This window comes from Fundidesulfovibrio putealis DSM 16056 (assembly GCF_000429325.1).
Lineage (GTDB): Bacteria > Desulfobacterota > Desulfovibrionia > Desulfovibrionales > Desulfovibrionaceae > Fundidesulfovibrio > Fundidesulfovibrio putealis.
The window spans coordinates 85,971-99,566 of the sequence record NZ_AUBQ01000015.1; the positions used below are offsets into that span (position 1 = coordinate 85,971).

12 protein-coding genes and 1 pseudogene are annotated in these 13,596 nt (G+C 56.8%); 7 read left to right on the forward strand and 6 right to left on the reverse strand.

The genetic code is table 11. The annotated features are described in order from the left end of the window. The first annotated feature begins 136 nt into the window (after positions 1–136). From G453_RS0112885 to G453_RS23910, 3 genes are all read left to right on the forward strand, one after another. Positions 137–865 carry a PEP-CTERM sorting domain-containing protein gene (locus G453_RS0112885; protein ID WP_027191406.1) on the forward strand — a complete coding sequence of 243 codons (729 nt, stop codon included), beginning with the start codon at positions 137–139 and terminating at the stop codon, positions 863–865. Between the two features lie 461 nt (positions 866–1,326). Beyond that, complete coding sequence (locus G453_RS0112890) at positions 1,327–1,842, forward strand: GNAT family N-acetyltransferase (RefSeq protein ID WP_027191407.1); 516 nt, start codon at positions 1,327–1,329, stop codon at positions 1,840–1,842. 458 nt (positions 1,843–2,300) lie between these two features. After that, a complete protein-coding gene (locus tag G453_RS23910) occupies positions 2,301–3,179 on the forward strand; it encodes a tyrosine-type recombinase/integrase (protein ID WP_084502305.1) in 879 nt (292 codons plus the stop codon). On the opposite strand, the gene G453_RS27960 is transcribed toward G453_RS23910, so the two are convergent. Then, a complete protein-coding gene (locus G453_RS27960) occupies positions 3,166–3,345 on the reverse strand; it encodes a hypothetical protein (protein WP_156920908.1) in 180 nt (59 codons plus the stop codon). The genes G453_RS23910 and G453_RS27960 overlap by 14 nt on opposite strands. Before the next feature lie 194 nt (positions 3,346–3,539). Here G453_RS27960 and G453_RS0112900 point away from each other — a divergent pair, with 194 nt between their 5' ends. The 3 genes from G453_RS0112900 (at position 3,540) to G453_RS0112910 (ending at position 6,467) form a co-directional block, all read left to right on the forward strand. After that, the gene (locus tag G453_RS0112900; RefSeq protein WP_027191408.1) at positions 3,540–3,869 is read left to right on the forward strand and encodes a plasmid mobilization protein; all 330 of its coding nucleotides are present in this window, start codon (positions 3,540–3,542) and stop codon (positions 3,867–3,869) included. Positions 3,870–3,885: 16 nt separating this feature from the next. Next, positions 3,886–5,526, forward strand: a complete 1,641-nt coding sequence (traI, locus tag G453_RS0112905; RefSeq protein ID WP_027191409.1) for a TraI/MobA(P) family conjugative relaxase — start codon at positions 3,886–3,888, stop codon at positions 5,524–5,526. Positions 5,527–5,882: 356 nt separating this feature from the next. After that, positions 5,883–6,467 (forward strand): flagellar basal body-associated FliL family protein, encoded by a 585-nt coding sequence (locus G453_RS0112910; protein ID WP_027191410.1) that lies wholly within the window; start codon positions 5,883–5,885, stop codon positions 6,465–6,467. Between the two features lie 91 nt (positions 6,468–6,558). Here the strand turns inward: G453_RS0112910 and G453_RS23915 are convergent, their stop codons facing one another. Continuing rightward, positions 6,559–7,125, reverse strand: a complete 567-nt coding sequence (locus G453_RS23915) for a M23 family metallopeptidase (protein ID WP_051272395.1) — start codon at positions 7,123–7,125, stop codon at positions 6,559–6,561. Positions 7,126–7,165: 40 nt separating this feature from the next. Next, positions 7,166–9,325 (reverse strand): heavy metal translocating P-type ATPase, encoded by a 2,160-nt coding sequence (locus tag G453_RS0112920; RefSeq protein ID WP_043645759.1) that lies wholly within the window; start codon positions 9,323–9,325, stop codon positions 7,166–7,168. A gap of 180 nt (positions 9,326–9,505) precedes the next feature. Between G453_RS0112920 and cadR the strand changes: the two genes are divergently transcribed. Beyond that, positions 9,506–9,979, forward strand: coding sequence for a Cd(II)/Pb(II)-responsive transcriptional regulator (gene cadR / locus G453_RS27230; RefSeq protein WP_084502308.1), 474 nt, complete (start codon positions 9,506–9,508; stop codon positions 9,977–9,979). Between the two features lie 152 nt (positions 9,980–10,131). Here cadR and G453_RS28600 read toward each other — a convergent pair. The 3 genes and pseudogenes from G453_RS28600 to G453_RS0112940 all read right to left on the reverse strand — a co-directional run bounded on the left by G453_RS28600 (position 10,132) and on the right by G453_RS0112940 (position 13,510). Beyond that, a pseudogene (locus tag G453_RS28600) lies at positions 10,132–11,028 on the reverse strand (UshA-like (seleno)protein family 2). A 12-nt stretch (positions 11,029–11,040) separates the two neighbouring features. Next, complete coding sequence (locus G453_RS26375) at positions 11,041–11,622, reverse strand: tetratricopeptide repeat protein (RefSeq protein WP_027191412.1); 582 nt, start codon at positions 11,620–11,622, stop codon at positions 11,041–11,043. Then, complete coding sequence (locus G453_RS0112940; protein WP_027191413.1) at positions 11,612–13,510, reverse strand: heme lyase CcmF/NrfE family subunit; 1,899 nt, start codon at positions 13,508–13,510, stop codon at positions 11,612–11,614. Before G453_RS0112940 ends, G453_RS26375 begins: the two co-directional genes overlap by 11 nt. Positions 13,511–13,596: the final 86 nt, after the last annotated feature.

Sequence of the window (13,596 nt, forward strand, 5' to 3'; positions counted from 1 at the left end):
CCTGGCTCCCCTCCGGATGGTATACGCCGCATGTACGAATATTGATGTATTCGGGTTGAACAGAGTCGTGCGTTCGTTTCGTCGTGGCCGGATATGGTGCAGTGTTAATGATTAACCAATTCAATCAGGGGTTTATATGAAAATTTCATCAATTATCTTTCTGTTTATGTTCATCCTGTCCTGCGCCACGAATTCTCACGCGCTTACGCAGACCTTCATGGGTGAAGATTTGGGATTGGGAGAAGGAACCAGACTGAACTCCTACCCGAATGCTTCCTCTGCAAATGCGGCATTCCTGAGCAACCTCGTCGGGGTTGGTGCGGAAAAATTTGAAAGTTTCTCCACCGGAGCCTCCGCTCCCCTGAACGTGTTGTTCTCGAACGGCGTCACCGCGACCCTGAACGGTACGGGTTCAATAGCCACCGTGAGCAGCGGCACCAACGGTTTTGGCCGCTACCCCATCTCCGGAAGCAACTACTATGAAGCCTCCGGTGTTTTCTCCATTGATTTCAGTGCTCCCATTGTCGCCTTTGGTTTCTACGGCATCGACATCGGCGACTTCAACGGCCAGGTGACCGCCACCACCCTGAACGGCAGCTCACACCTGTATAATGTCGGCAACTCCATGAACATTTCCGGCGGGTCCGTGCTGTTCTGGGGCCTGATCGACACGCTGAACCCCTTCACCTCCATCACTTTCGGCAACACCAACGCCGGTACGGACTTCTTCGGCTTTGACGACTTCACCATCGGCACCATCCAGCAGGTCGCTGCCACTCCCGAACCCGGCACGATGGTGCTGATGGGTCTTGGCGCGGTGGGCGCGTTTTTCCTGAAGCGCAGGCACGGCAGAGCCGCCGCCTAGGTCTTCCCGATCCGTTCCTTCGGATGCTAACGTCCCGGCAGGCTCAGGTCTGCCGGGACTTTTTTGTGCACCACGGGCCGCTGGAAGTTGTCCGTGTGAACGAGGGGGCGGCCTTGACGCCGCCCTGGTCGTTTTGTATCGAGCCTGCATCCCACGGCCTATTCTCAAGAGGTTTTTTTGAGAACCAACACAATGGATCTTGTCAGGCTGGTTGTCGGCGAGAGCCGCGGCCAGTAAGCGCCCCGAAGCCTGGCCTTCTTGAGGCAGGCATGTTTCTTGGGGCGAACTGTCCTCCCGCACCAAACCTGCCCGGCATTCCGGGCCGGTCTCTTCCTGCTTTCGTCCGACAACAGCGTCCCTGGCGATTCTCATGGCAATCACGGCCATATATGTCGCATGAGCGGGCCTTGCGCCCGTCTCTTCGCCGACTATGGGCCACACTGCGCTCAAGGAGTGCCACAATGCTGATCAGAGACGAACGGCCTGAAGACGTTTCACGCATATCACAGATACACTACGCCGCCTTCAAAGGGCACCCGGTCCATCCCCCCGGCTCGGAGCCGGTGGAGCATCGTATAGTCGCGAGTCTGCGCGCCTCCGGTTCCCTGACGCTCTCCCTGCTGGCGGAAGTCGAAGGGGAGGCGGTGGGGCATATCGCCCTCTCGCCCGCCGTTGTGGGAGGCGATTCCGACGGTTGGTTCCTGCTCGGTCCGGTCGGCGTCCTGCCTGGCCTCCAGGGGCGGGGCATAGGTTCCGGTCTGGTCCGCGAGTCGTTGCGGCAAATGCGCGACATGGGGGCCGTCGGCGTCGTGCTGGTGGGGGACCCCGGATTCTACACCCGGTTCGGGTTCGTAAGCGTGCCGGGCCTGATCTATCCGGGCGTTCCGGACCAGTATGTGCTTGCGGCGCGCTTCGCGGACACGACCCCCAACGGTGATATCGTGGCTCACAAGGCCTTTAACATCACTGCCGTGTAGCGTCCGCAACGCCTTACGAGAGACGACGCCGGAACCAGCGGCGAGGCTGCCGGGCGGTCGCATCAACGATAAGAGGGGCATCCTGCATAGGCAGGATGCCCCTCGCTGGTATTGTCGTTGTCCACAGCTACTCAAGCCCTACGGCAAGAGAGACTGCATAGCCTTGGGCTGAATACAGTCCGGCAATGGCTTGGCGAGGCCATGATCAAGGGCCAATGCAAAGTGGTGGATTTCAAAGAGAGAGAAGCCACCGCTTGGTAGATGGCTTCAGTATACCCAGCGTATACCCAGGCCCAAAGAAAAAGGAGCCTACTTTCGTAAGCTCCTGATTTTCTGTGGCGTCCCCAAGGGGATTTGAACCCCTGTTAGCGGCGTGAGAGGCCGTGAACATAAACCCTTCCCTAAATGCCCCTTTTTCGTCCATACAAACACCCCGAAACAAGCATGAGGAGTGTAGTATGGCTTCTATTTCGAGCGCTTGGGCCTTGTATGCTAAACTTGTCCTGTCAACTGCATCAACCCATTCAATCGCGACAGAGACAGGGCGATGGAACAATCATATTCTCAAACATTTTGACCCAGACTGCGAGATTGAGAGCATAACCAGTATGAACTTACTAGAGTTCAGGTCCTCTCTTATCGGCAAGAAACTAAGTCCTCAAAGCATAAGTCACTGCTTGTCACTGTTTAGACGAGTACTTCAACGTGCAAAGCAATGGAAATTGATAAGTGGTGAGCTTCCTTCGTTTGACATGCCAAGGTTCGATAACAAACGCATCCGTTTTTTGACAAAAGAAGAGGCAAACGAGTTGTTGCTTTGTGTGTCACTAAAGTCATCACTTTGGCATGACATCTGCGTGCTCGCACTACATACGGGACTGCGTTCAGGGGAGCTTTTCAAGCTTCGCCCCTGTCATTTCGACTCTCAGAATTCCGCTCTGCATGTGCTCGATACGAAATCAAACAGCAACCGGACAGTGCCTCTGAACAAGCAGGCGTTGGAAGTCCTGAGTCGAAACATTTCCCGCAAGGAACTTATTTTCACAGAGCATGGGAAGCAGATTTTGTATGCCGGGAGAACCTTCAGGCAGGCCGTCGAAATCTGTCGCCTGAACTCCCACACACAGGATCGTCGCCAGCGGGTAGTTTTTCATACCCTTCGCCACACCTTTGCGAGCTGGCTGGTTCAGTCAGGCATCCCCCTTGCCGTGGTTGGCCAACTTCTCGGCCATAAATCCATGCAAATGACGATGCGCTATGCCCACCTCGCCCCAGCCCAAGGGGTGTCAGCTGTCAAAGCCCTAGAGCAGTTCACCAACTCTGTCAACTTGGAGTAAAAAAGTCGGTTTCCTCTTTTGGCGTCTTCAAGTCTTCCGCTGGATTGTAGCCAGCGGAAGACCAGTCTTTCAAATTCAAGACCTTGTCAAGAATCAAAAGCCAGTTCGATTTTATTTTGTCTTGTGATTTGTCAACATAGCGCATTTTTCTGTCACCGTCGTGCATGTTGTGTCAACGTAGCGTTTTTAACTGTCAACAAGGCGGCGGAAAGTGTCAAAGCATTATGTTGACAGACAGAGATTCCATACTCTGACAGAGTTGCCGGAGGCAGGACAGGTGAGGTACTAGTACCTCACGCCTGCCCTGCGGGGCTGATGCTTATTCGCCTTCGGCTCAACGCTAACCGGAGAGGATCGATCATGCCGACCAAGAAGCTAGCGCTCTGGTGCTACGTCAACACGGAGGAGCACGCCCTGATCTCCGCCAGCGCCGAGCGGTCTGGCCTGTCCCGGTCCACCTACATCAAGCGTGTTTGCCTCGGGCAGCCGACGCCAAGCCTGGAGAAGCAACACGCCAGGCGCGACTTGCTCAAAATCAATGCCGACCTTGGAAGGCTTGGTGGCCTCTTCAAGATGTGCCTTTCGGAGAAAGATACCCCGACCCAGACGTTGCATTCGGAGGTGCGGCGAGTGCTCAAGGAAGTTGAAGCCCGGCAACGAGACCTGAAGGCTGCCATCGCTCGTATTTAATCCCATGGCGTAAAACATGATCAGCCGACGTGTCCTCCAGGAACCGGAGAATGACGACTACCGGCGCTTGGCCCGCTACATCGCGGCAGCCGACCACTCAGGCGAGAAGTCCCTGATGCGTTGGTGCGCCGGATGCCTGGCCGGAGACGATTACGCCCTGGGCATTCAGGAAGCAGTGGATACCCAGGCCATGAACAAAAGGACCACCAAGGAGAAGACGTATCACCTCATCGTGAGCTTCCGACCGGAGGACGAGGCCCGGCTGACGCCGGAGATGTTCATGGCCATTGAGGAAGAATTCGCCAAGACCCTTGGATTTTCCGAGCACCAGCGCCATTGCGGCGTTCACAAGAATACGAACAACCTCCACATGCACGTGGCCTACAACATGATTCACCCGGAGCGACTGACCCGGCATGAGCCATACCGAGACTTCATCAAGCGCGACTCGGTCTGCCGGGACTTGGAGCAGCGGTTCGGCCTAGCCATCGACAATGGGCGCGGAGTCGAGAAGAAGGCTCCGCAGATGAATGATATTGCGGCCACCGTGGAGGCCCATACCGGCCAGCAATCATTTGAGGGATATGCCAAGGAGCGGAGGGAACGTCTCCTCGAGGCACTGGCTCAGGCAACCGATTGGGAGCAGGTCCACGCCGCCTTCGCTGGATGCGGAATGGAGATCAAGCCACATGGCAACGGGCTAGTCATCAAGGACCGCAACGGAGACCTCGCCATCAAGGCCAGTCGCTTGGACCGGTCGCTGTCCTTGTCCAAACTGACGAAGCGCTTCGGGACATATACCCGGTCGGGTCTGACCAAAGAGCACTATCCCGAAGGGGAACGATTCACGGCCAGGCCCTTGCATCTGGGGCCAGAGCGTGGTGATTTGTATCGGGAGTACCAGCAAGGCATCGAGCCCCGGAAGATGGCTTTGGAGGGTCTGGCCAACCGCCAGGTTAAAGAACTGGAAACCCTGAGGGCAACCTGGAATTTGGAGCGGGATAAGATCAACCGGCAGTTTTTCGGACGGAATCGGTATGACCTCCTCAAGATCGCGCGTTTAAAGGAGATGGAGCAACGGCTCCAGCTTCAGAAGAGGATCAGAGTCGAGCAGGAAAAGGCAAGGAAGGATGCACCCTATGCCTCCTGGACGGATTTCCTACGCTGGAAGGCCACCCAAGGGAACGAAACAGCCCTGGCCATCCTGCGCTCCAAAGGGGACTTGGTTGAGCCTGAGGCCGCTCCAGGGGCCTTAGGCATAGACCGGAGGCAGGTGGTGCGCGAGAAGTGGATCGGAACGCAGCTTGACTTGGTTGCCAAGACAGACGTGAGCCGTCGAGCCCGTCGTGGTCTTCTTGCCGTGGCCAAGGCCCACGAACTGGCGGAACTGGAGCGCGCGGCTCCACGAGCCAAGAGGCTCTTCACGGGGTTCACCAGTTCGGTCGACGCCAGTGGGACGGTGTTCATCCACTTGGCCAACGGCGGAATGATCCGGGACATGGGCAAGGAGGTGGCGTTCACTGCTCATGACGAGGCGACCCAGGAGGCAGCTCTACAATTTGCCAGATCGAAGTGGGGCAAGGCCATCAGGCTGGAGGGCAATGTAGTTCGGTTGCAGCCAAGGGATAAGCGGATAGAGTTTAGCCTAGAGCGATAAAGTTGCACTTCGGCTCCTCTCGGCGCATCCACAAGTTGCTTGGAAGAAGTGAAGTCACACTAACATATTTTAATGAAGGATGGTCTCCCGAACAGGGTACTCTCGGTGTCCTGGGAGTATGTCCCCCGTGCGTACCGCTTCATCAAGCGACAGGGATGTTGTGAATAATTTTTACACATGTTTTTTGTCGGCGCATGGGTATTATATATCCATCTTCTCGCGTTGTTCGTCGCAAAGAACGTTAAAAAGACGTTGTATTTCAGCAGTTAATGTTGTTCGTAGCTGTCGGCAAGGTCCTTGCAGCTATCCGTTTGCTGGAACAAGTGCAATCACGAGATAAACAGGGAGGGAGTCACATGGCAAAAGGCAATGACGCAGGCGATTTGGACGTTCCCAAGAAAAAAGGCAAGCTGTTGGTCATTATTATATTGATCATGTCCATTGCCGTATTGGGGGGTGGGGGATATTTTGCTTATATGAAGTTCTTCAAAGCACCTAATTCAAATCCTATCGAGGAAGGACAAACTCCTTCGGAAGTTGAATCGGGTGGCTCTTTGAAAGCAGAGGGTAAGTCTGCACCAGCGAAGGAAGAAAAAAAGGATGACAAAAAGAGTGGGAATAAGAAGGATGATAAGGTAGCACCTGTTACCTCGATTAATAATATTGTGACGAACTTGGCTGACCCTGGCGGCAGGCGTTATATACGCATGTCTGTTGAGTTTGAATTCAAGGATGATAGCGTTGCACACGAGTTTTCAGATAAGTATCAAATGCGTGTTAAGGATGCTATACTGACATTGCTGTGGTCGAAGAGCAGTGATACGCTTTCCGTGGTTGAGGGGATGTCTACGCTAAAGGAAGATATCAAGAGCAGGGTGAACCAAATCATGGGTCCTGGAGCTGTGAAGCAAGTTTTCATACTGGACAGGGTGATTCAGTAGTCTCGGTGCACATACATTTTAGGCCTCAATTTGAACAACAAGCAGGCACTCTGCGCACTATTCTAGCGCCAGAGTGCCTGCGTGCTCATTTTTAGCTGCCTACAATCTGTGTTGTGTCAACCAAGTGCTTGCGAGGATCGGCTAGCTTGCCTTCCACCATGACTTCAAAATGGAGGTTTGCTCCAGTGGTGCGTCCAGTCCGTCCGACTTGACCGAGAACCTGGCCAGGGCGAGTCTGCTCTCCTTCGCGAACGTGTACAGCCCGGAGATGCGCGTAGCGGGTCTTCACTCCATTGGGGTGGAGAATGTCCACAGTATGACCGTAATCTCCCAGCCAGCCCGCTTTCACTACTGTCCCGCCCGACCAGGCAAGAACTTTTGTACCCGCCGGGCGTGATATGTCGATGCCTTTATGGAAATCCTGTCGTTTGTTGATCGGGTCGCGCCGAACACCGAATCCCGAGGAGGCTCCGACTTTGCGTTTGGGTGCTGGAGTTTTGAGAAGCCTCTCTCCATTCTTTGCGATCCCAGTGTCTGCTTTGCTGGGGGTGACCTCAAGAGCCACCACGCCAGCAACCATCGCGAACAAACCTGCGTGCAGAACAATCCTCTTGAGGCAGCGCTGAATAATCAGGCGGGTTGGGCCTTGACTCGCCATGAATCCTCCTTTGGAAGCTATGAGGAACGCGTGGATGTCACTAACGCTTGATGCGCAACAATTGCAAGCCGTTGAAAATGACCAGCAATGACGTGCCGAGGTCCGCAAGGATCGCGGTCCAGAGCGTGGCTATCTGAAACACAGCCAGCACGAGAAACACGGCCTTAATGCCAAGGGCGAACCAGATGTTGGCCTTGATGACTCCCATCGTGCGGCGCGAGTGCCGGATGAGCCAGGGCAGCTTGGAGAGATCGTCGGACATGAGGGCCACGTCGGCGGTTTCGATGGCCACGTCCGTGCCGATGGACCCCATGGCGATGCCCAAGTGGGATGCGGCTAAGGCCGGAGCGTCATTGACGCCGTCACCGACCATGCCCACCCGTTTGCCGGACGCCACCAATTCAGCCACCACGCGGGTTTTGTCCTCCGGCATGAGGTCGGAGCGGTACTGGGTTACCCCCGTCTCGGAAGCGATCTTTTCGGCCGTTTTGGAGTTGTCGCCTGTGAGCATGACGATGGTGTCCACACCCAGGGATTTGAGTTCAGTCAGGGCATCCCTGGATTGGGGCCGGACCTTGTCCTCTACCGTGAGGCAGCCCAGCACCTTTCCTGCGGTCCAGACCAGCACAACCGTTCCGGCGGACAGTTCGTGGCGGTCGAGGGCCTTCTCCAACTCGGTTGTCTGCGGGGCGTTGTCCGTCTCATCCAGAAAACGGCGATTGCCAATGAAGTACATGGCGTCCTGGATGCGTCCCTGTGCTCCAAGGCCGGGTCTGGCCTGCGCATCTTCCACCTGTGCCGGGGTGGCTCCCATGGAAGATGCATGGCGCATGATGGCCTGTGCCACGGGGTGACTGCTGCGAGATTCCAGGGCAGATGCGATGCCCAGGAGTTCTTTCTCGGACGTGCCATTCAGAGGAGTCACGGCGGTCACGGCGGGCCTGCCGTGGGTGAGTGTGCCTGTCTTGTCCAGGGCTATGGCGTTCAGCGCGGCGGGGACCTCCAGAAAGGCTCCGCCCTTGACCAGGACGCCGTTTCTGGCTGCCGAAGCCAAGGCGGCAACGATACTCACCGGGGTGGAGATAACCAGGGCGCATGGGCAGGAGATCACCAGGATGACCAACGCTTCGTAAAACCATTCATCCCAAGCTCCGCCAAACAAAAGCGGCGGGATCACCGCGAACAGGAAGGAAACGCCCACCATCACCGGCGTGTACACGGCAGCGAATTTCTCAACCCACTGCACGGCTTTGGCCCGGCGGGACTGGGCATCCTCCACCATGCGCATGATTCTTGCTAGCGTGGATTCGGATGCAGGCTTGGTGGTTTCCACTTCCAAGGCACCTTCGGCATTGATGGTGCCCGCGAAGACCACGTCCCCGGCTGTCTTGGCCACGGGCATGGATTCGCCTGTGATGGGGGACTGGTCCACGGCGGATGCGCCGGAGCGTACCACGCCGTCCAGGGGGACGCGGTCGCCGGGCCGGACCAGGATGAGCGTGCCGGTGGGGACGGCCTCCACCGGCGTGTCCACCGGAGCGGGAGACGTCGGTGTAAATACAAGAGCCTTGTCCGGGGCCAGGCTCATGAGGGCGTGGATAGCATTCCTGGCGCGGCCCACGCTCCAGGCTTCCAGTTGGTTGGCCAGGGCGAACAGGAAGGCAACGGAGGCCCCCTCGGAGTATTCGCCGATGGTCATGGCTCCGCTCACTGCCAGAACCATGAGCAGGTTCATGTCGGGGCGTAGCGAGCGAAGGGAGTGGGCGGCTTTTGGAAGCACATGCCATACCCCGCCAAACGCCGCCAGAATCCAAAGGAACTTGGCGGCAACGGGCGCGGACGCGCTCTCCTTGAACGCGGCAAGGAATGAACCGTGCTCGGCCATCATCATGGCCAACCCCGAAGCCCAGAGCAGTCCACTGACGGTGCAGAGGATTTCACGCCCCCTGCGCTCCCAGAGGCTCCCCTTCGTAGAGCATGTTCCCCCGCAGCAGGCACAGGACGGCAGGGCCTCCACAAAAGGCTCGGCCTTCATCCCTGTCTCATTGATGGCCTGGGTTATCTGGTCCGCGCTGACCAGGAGACCCGAGACGTCCACCTTAAGTTTGCGCTGAAGCAGGTCGAAAGTCAGGCGGGATTCTTGTCCAACAATTGGGGTAAGAACCCGGATGAGGATAGAGACCTCTTCGGAACAGTCCATGTTCATAATGCGAAACGTCAATATATTCATAATGTTCCTTGTTGTTGCGAGCGTGGTATCCGTGCCGGGTCCATCCGAATAATCTGGATGATTACGTCCGTTCCCGGTCAGCTCGCTTCTTGAACATTTACACACCCTGGAGTAACTACAGGGTCAAGGCCTTTTCTTTTGGAGGTTCCGATGAAGATTGGAGACCTTGCCAAGCGCGCGGGTTGCACGGTGGAAACCATCCGCTACTACGAACGGGAGGGGCTGCTTCCCAAGCCTGAACGCGGTGCAAACAATTATCGGCTGTATGATTCTTCCCATTTAAGAGCCTTGTGTTTTATAAGAAATTGTCGAGCATTTGAAATGACTCTTGAAGAGATAAAAATACTGATGAACCTTAAACTTGACCCTGGCAAAGATTGCAGCGAAGTGAATAGGATTCTCGAAGAACACATCGACCATGTCACAAGTAGGATTAGTATGTTGGAAGGTCTCAAAGATCAGCTCACATCGCTTCGTAATTTGTGTCATAGGATTAAACCTAGAAAGGAATGTGCGATACTTCTTGAGTTGGATGGACCTCTTGGGAATGACTCAGCAACTCGCAACGATGCCGCAACGCATGTGCACGGCACCCATTGTTCCCATACAACGGGAACAACGTAAGGCTTGGGAAAGATACTCTCCTCGACAGGACAAGTTTGCTCTTTGACGGACAACGCAAGTCGCATTTGACACCGTCCCCATTGGGGGGGGCAGCCTGGATGGCTGCCCCCTCTTTCCTCAATGATTATCGGTATTTTTCAAATGGTGGTAGGTCAGTTCCCGGAACGTGCCGGGGCCAACAATTCGTCCATTCCTGGATCGACAGGAGCCTTCTCATCCAGAACCACCAGGTCGAAACGCACGTCCGATTCGTGTTTCATCCGTGAATCAGCGTGACGGTTCGAGATGTTTTCCAATCGGACGAGGTTCACGGCCTTGCCCTTGGAGAAAGGACGCACCCAGGCGGTGGTGCTGTCAGCCTCGAGCTTGCCTCGGTTCCCCGAACCATGGCCCCCTCCGAGCAGCACATCAAGGGGCTGCGGGAACTCCTTGAACTTGTTTAAGAATGCCTGCTCACCCTGAATCCCCCAGGAACTCACGCCGATTACCACATCCACGTTGGGGCGGACGTTGAGAGCCTCTCTTTTGACGGCATCCATGTCTGCGTCCGAAGGGGTTGTTTCAGGCGTGGACAGCACCGGGAAATACACCAACCCGATACGCAGATTCTTACGCTCGATGGTTTTGCTCGTCACCTTGCCGGGAGCCGTCACCCAGGTTTTGAGAGCCTCCGGCATCTCCGTGCCGAGCACTGCGGCGTCCGCCGGGGTGAGCATCATGGCGTCGTTTTCCAGGGCGGCAAAAGCCTGCCCGGCAATCTTGGGTGCCGTGGCAGCGGGACTCTTGTTTTCGTCGATGTCCTGCAACTCATACGGACCAGCAATGAAAAGTCGAACCGTATCTGGTTCGATATCCTTCTTCTTCGAGGCGATAAGAGCGGCCCGCCGGGCCAACCCACCCATGAGCTTGCCCCCTCAGCCGGGGCAAGGGTCATAGTACCCGTAAGAGTTGGCGGTGTAATAGATCTCAAGAGCCTGCCCGGCGGCCTGGGCTGCCGTAGGCAGCAGGCCGCACAGAGCCAGGAGGATCAGCAGAATGCGAAATGTCACGGTGCTCCTCCGTTACTTCATATCCGAAAGTTCTTTGTTGATTTCCGCGATAAGATCGTTGTCTTTGGGACTTGTGGCCAATGCCTGCTGCAAATGCTTTTTCGCCAAATCAGGCTTGTTGAGGCCGTGTTTGTATATCACGCCCAGGTAATAGTGAGCCTGATACGCGTCGGGCTTGACCTTGAGGATGAACTCGTAGTCTGAGATTGCCTCTTCGTAGCGCTGGAGTTCCACCAGGGAGTATGCCCTGTGATAGTGGCCCCCAAGGTTATCTGGATTGAGTTCGAGTGCCTTGGTCCAGAAGAAGAGGGATTTTTCCCAGTTCTCCGTGCGGCTGAAGAGTTCAGCCAACTCAAGCAGGGCTTCCTCATCCTTGGGATTGGCCTGGACCCTGCCCATGAGAGCGGGCACGGCGGCCATCTCGTCGGACTTCATGGATTTCTTGCTCTGCGCCTGACGCTCAAGGGGAACGTTTGCTCCCGTGATGAACGAGGTCAGAAAGATAGCCGTGATGCCCACGGCCATCATGCCCACGACCAATTTGCGCATGGGAAATTCAGCGTATGCAGTCACGGCCTTGGTCCTATTCTTCATGGGTTTCGCCTCCCTGAGCGCGACGCGTGCGCCATGCAAGGAGCGGAAGCAGGCAGATGCCCAGACTCCCGATCCATACCCAGTTCACCATGGGATTTATGGTCACTTTAAGGGGTTGGACGCGCTCTCCTTCAATGTCGTGAATGGTGGCGTAGAGTTCCTCGCCCAGGCTGAACAGGGTGGACACCTCGCTGTTGGGGTGGTCGTAGTTCCGGTAAACACGACGTTGTGGGGTCAATTCGCCCACGCGTTTACCTTCTTTGGACACCTCTATCACAGCTTCATCAATGGCTACCTCAATGCTCTTGGTGTTGCGCAACCCGGTGTATTTGAAGTCATAACCTCCGAATGAGAAGCCCTCACCCGGCGAGAGCGGGATCTCACGGCTCTTCTGGAACGGACCAGAAACCGCCACGCCCAGCACGATCAGGGCGAAAGCCAGATGGGAACCGTGGCTGGACAGGAAAACCCTGGTGCGCACGGCCTTGGGGGTGACGATGGCAAGCATGACGAGAGACACGAGCACGGCGGCTGCCGCGCCGACACCTGCAACGGCCAGCATGGGCTTTATGTCGAGCCAGACGCCGACGCCAACGACGCTTGCCCAGGCGGCCACTGGGATCAATGCAACCTTCGGTTTCCAGAGTCCGCCACGCCAGCCGAGCCATGGGGCCACGGCCAGCAGCATGGCCATGAGAGTGAACAGTGGCAGGCAGATGGTATTGTAGAACGCCTGATTCACTCCCTTGGGCTTGGATTCCCAGAGCTGGCTGATCACCGGCCAGATGGTTCCTAGCAACACGACGACACCCAGTGCGACAAGCAGCCACACCAGCAGCACGATCATGCCCTGTCTGCTTCCCAGGACTGGCAGCGAGGCGGATTGGCCGCGCGGCCTGGCGGAGGCCACGGCCAGGCTCACGGCCACGCCGAAGGAGATTGCCAGGATAAGCGGTCGTCCCACTCCGCCTTCTCCGAAAGCGTGCAGGGATTCCACCACGCCGCTGCGCACCAGATAGGTTGCGAAAAGGCATAGGAGCAGGGTCAGGCAGGCCAGGAAAATGTTGGTTCGCGGCAAGGCTCCGAACCGGCGCTCGATCATTGCGGTGTGCAGAAGCGCCGTGGCTGAAAACCAGGGTATGAGCGAAGCGTTTTCCACCGGGTCCCAGGCCCAGTAGCCGCCCCAGCCCAGTTCCATGTAGGCCCACCAGCCACCCAGCAGGATGCCGGAGGTAAGCAGCGCCCACGAGACCACGTTCCAGTTGTGGGCGGCTTCCACCCAGGACTTGCGTTCTCCGGCCACGGTGGACGCAAGGGCCAGGCAGGCCGGTATGGTGAATCCAGCATAGCCCACGAAAAGAAGCGGGGGATGGAGCACCATGCCGATGTTTCGCAGCAGCGGATTGAGGCCCTTGCCGTCCACGGGAGGGTTGGCAAGCACCACGAAGGGGTTGCTCATGCCAGTCAGCAGCAACAGGAAGAAGGCTTGCAGCGGCAGGAAAAACATCCAGAAGTACAACCGGGTTCTGGGGGCGATTTCCTGATAGGTGTCGGAGAAGAGAAACATCACGCTCGCCAGGCTCATGACCAGGGTCCAGAAGAGCAACGACCCGGCCTGCCCGGCCCAGAATGCGGTGATGGTGTAGAAGATCGGCAAGGTGCTGTCCGTGTACTGGGCGACGTAGTCCAGGGAAAAATCCCTGGATACCAGCGCCTGGAGCAGAATTCCCGATGTGATGGTCACCAGGATGAATGCGGACATGTTCATCCGTTCCAGCCAGGGCACACCCTTCTCATTGCCTGTCCAGGCCTCGACGCAGGCGAGACCGGCTGCCAGTATCGACAGGAGCAAGGCGACGAGCATCGCTCCGTGAGCCGCGAGATACATCCAACCTCCAGGGGAACGGGGCCGAAGCCCCGGACATGATGAAGGCGGGGCGCAACGCGCCCCGCCGGATTCTCAAGCCAAGGACA

Coding starts and splice junctions, on each gene's coding strand:
- G453_RS0112885 (WP_027191406.1), top strand. CDS start 137: ATGAAAATTTCATCAATTATCTTTCTGTTTATGTTCATCCTGTCCTGC.
- G453_RS0112890 (WP_027191407.1), top strand. CDS start 1,327: ATGCTGATCAGAGACGAACGGCCTGAAGACGTTTCACGCATATCACAG.
- G453_RS23910 (WP_084502305.1), top strand. CDS start 2,301: ATGGCTTCTATTTCGAGCGCTTGGGCCTTGTATGCTAAACTTGTCCTG.
- G453_RS27960 (WP_156920908.1), bottom strand. CDS start 3,345: ATGCACGACGGTGACAGAAAAATGCGCTATGTTGACAAATCACAAGAC.
- G453_RS0112900 (WP_027191408.1), top strand. CDS start 3,540: ATGCCGACCAAGAAGCTAGCGCTCTGGTGCTACGTCAACACGGAGGAG.
- traI (WP_027191409.1), top strand. CDS start 3,886: ATGATCAGCCGACGTGTCCTCCAGGAACCGGAGAATGACGACTACCGG.
- G453_RS0112910 (WP_027191410.1), top strand. CDS start 5,883: ATGGCAAAAGGCAATGACGCAGGCGATTTGGACGTTCCCAAGAAAAAA.
- G453_RS23915 (WP_051272395.1), bottom strand. CDS start 7,125: ATGGCGAGTCAAGGCCCAACCCGCCTGATTATTCAGCGCTGCCTCAAG.
- G453_RS0112920 (WP_043645759.1), bottom strand. CDS start 9,325: ATGGACTGTTCCGAAGAGGTCTCTATCCTCATCCGGGTTCTTACCCCA.
- cadR (WP_084502308.1), top strand. CDS start 9,506: ATGAAGATTGGAGACCTTGCCAAGCGCGCGGGTTGCACGGTGGAAACC.
- G453_RS26375 (WP_027191412.1), bottom strand. CDS start 11,622: ATGAAGAATAGGACCAAGGCCGTGACTGCATACGCTGAATTTCCCATG.
- G453_RS0112940 (WP_027191413.1), bottom strand. CDS start 13,510: ATGTATCTCGCGGCTCACGGAGCGATGCTCGTCGCCTTGCTCCTGTCG.